The sequence below is a fragment of the Caballeronia sp. genome (assembly GCF_049581465.1).
Classification (GTDB): domain Bacteria; phylum Pseudomonadota; class Gammaproteobacteria; order Burkholderiales; family Burkholderiaceae; genus Caballeronia.
The window spans coordinates 1-1,909 of record NZ_JBAUSA010000599.1; the positions used below are offsets into that span (position 1 = coordinate 1).

Below are 1,909 nucleotides of genomic sequence, written 5' to 3' on the forward strand. Positions count from 1 at the left end.
CGGTTTAAAACGCGTTTCTTTGCTTCGTTTCTTTGCGCGTTTGCAAAGAAATGAAGTTCCGCCCCGAACAGGGGCTAACAGAAATAAGCAAGAAAATCCGACTTAAGCAGAACGACCACGCGAGCAGGAGGACTCCACCCGAACCCCACACTTACCGCAAGCAGAACCCCCCTTAGGCGCCCTAACGCCGAAAAACCCCGAGTAAGAGCGTCGCCAGAAAAATCACAATAAAGATGAAGAACAGGATCTTCGCGATTTCGGTCGCACCACTAGCGATACCGCCAAAGCCAAAGAATGCCGCGATGATCGCGATGATGAAAAAGATGACAGCGTAACGGAGCATGAAGCCCTCCAGGGAGTCGGTTATCGGAATGGTTCGCGTGCTGGCTGACGCCGTCGCCGCCTTGCCCACTTGAACGAAGCCGCTGCGTGCGGTGACGAAGGATCATGGAGCAACCATCGTGCCCAAGGAAGTTGCATTCAGTAAAACAGGGTCATAAAAACGAAAAGCCGCACTGCGTTGCGCAGTAGCGGCTTTGGTGACGCGTCAGAAGGCGCGTGGCGAAACGAAAAGGGGAGGCTTATGGGCGGGGCGTGGCACTGTCGGGTTCGTCGTCGAGATCGTCCTCGTCGGCGTTATTTAGCGCATCCGGCAGGTTGTTCTTGAGTTCGTCGCGTTCAATCTGATCGGCGAGATCCAGGGACTTCCGTGTTGCAGGACCGGACGGGCGATTTGCTCCAGACATGGCGTACTCCTTGGGAAATTTCAAAGCCGCGCCAGTGGGCGCGAGTTGATCGGGTCAGCAAGCTGTTCGTACACGCCTGTCGAATCCCCGTCACAGCGGAGTTGCGCAGTTTTTGCCGCTCCTGACGGCTAAAGTTGCAAAGGAAACGAAAATTTTGCGCGACGGCAGGCGGAACCAGTATGCACCGCTTGGAGGCGAATGGGCGAGCGCGTGGAATTGCTTAACAAAATCAGTGTCCTGCCCACGCATCGTTACTTTTTGTGCAATGCGTGGGTGCAGTTTGGGCGTCGCGTGGGGCAGCTTTGGCCCCTGTCTTTTTAGCGCAGCGCGTGCGCAACAATTGGATAGAGCGACAGCACGAGCAGCAACGCCATAGTCCAGTTGAACGTGCGCAGATAACGGGGTTGCATCAGCACTCGGCGCAGCGACGTACCGAACGCTGCCCACAAGGTGATGCACGGAAAGCCGACCACGATGAACACCAGCGCCATGAATATGGCATTGAGCGAAAGGCTTGAATGCAGATGAATGGTGGTTGCCGCGGTGAGGACCATCATCCATGCCTTCGGGTTGACCCATTGAAACGCGGCCGCTTCGATAAAACGCATGGGCCTGCGTTCGCCGTCACGAACCTGCACAGTCGATGAGGTCGCGATCTTCCATGCGAGGTACAGAAGATACGCGACGCTCAGCGTTTCCAGAACGGTATAAAGCCACGCGAAGCGCGCAAACGCCTGCGCCAGGCCGAGGCCGACGAGTGTGCTCAGGATCGCAACGCCCGCGCTGATGCCGAGCAAATGCGGCAACGTGCGGCGAAAGCCGAAGTTGACGCCCGAGGCCAGCAGCATCGTGTTGTTGGGGCCGGGCGTGATCGAGGTCACGAGTGCGAAAAGCATCGCCGCGGGAAGTGCGGCGAGGAGCGTGGCGGTGTCGAAGGACATGGCGATTCCTGGTTCCGGGGGGTGCTGGGCTAGCTGCTGGGATACCTACAGGGCTAGCTCACGTGACGGTACAGTGTATAAAAAGCGAGCTGTACAGTACCGGTACAGATGGAGCGGTCGATTCCAATACGGTAGGGGGTCGTTCGCTGCGCTCTCTTTGATGTTGCGGTGGGCGGGGTGCTGCTCGCGGCGAGTGTGGGGTGAGCGTTGAGTCCTTCTGCT

General features: G+C 57.7%; 3 protein-coding genes. All 3 read right to left on the reverse strand.

Going from position 1 to position 1,909, the window contains the following annotated elements; genetic code table 11:
• Positions 1–181 precede the first annotated feature (181 nt).
• Positions 182–343, reverse strand: a complete 162-nt coding sequence (locus tag WCA53_RS14700) for a DUF1328 family protein (RefSeq protein WP_031363615.1) — start codon at positions 341–343, stop codon at positions 182–184.
• Between the two features lie 238 nt (positions 344–581).
• Positions 582–746 carry a hypothetical protein gene (locus tag WCA53_RS14705; protein ID WP_423911479.1) on the reverse strand — a complete coding sequence of 55 codons (165 nt, stop codon included), beginning with the start codon at positions 744–746 and terminating at the stop codon, positions 582–584.
• Positions 747–1,063: 317 nt separating this feature from the next.
• Positions 1,064–1,687 (reverse strand): LysE family translocator, encoded by a 624-nt coding sequence (locus WCA53_RS14710; RefSeq protein WP_423911481.1) that lies wholly within the window; start codon positions 1,685–1,687, stop codon positions 1,064–1,066.
• Positions 1,688–1,909 lie beyond the last annotated feature (222 nt).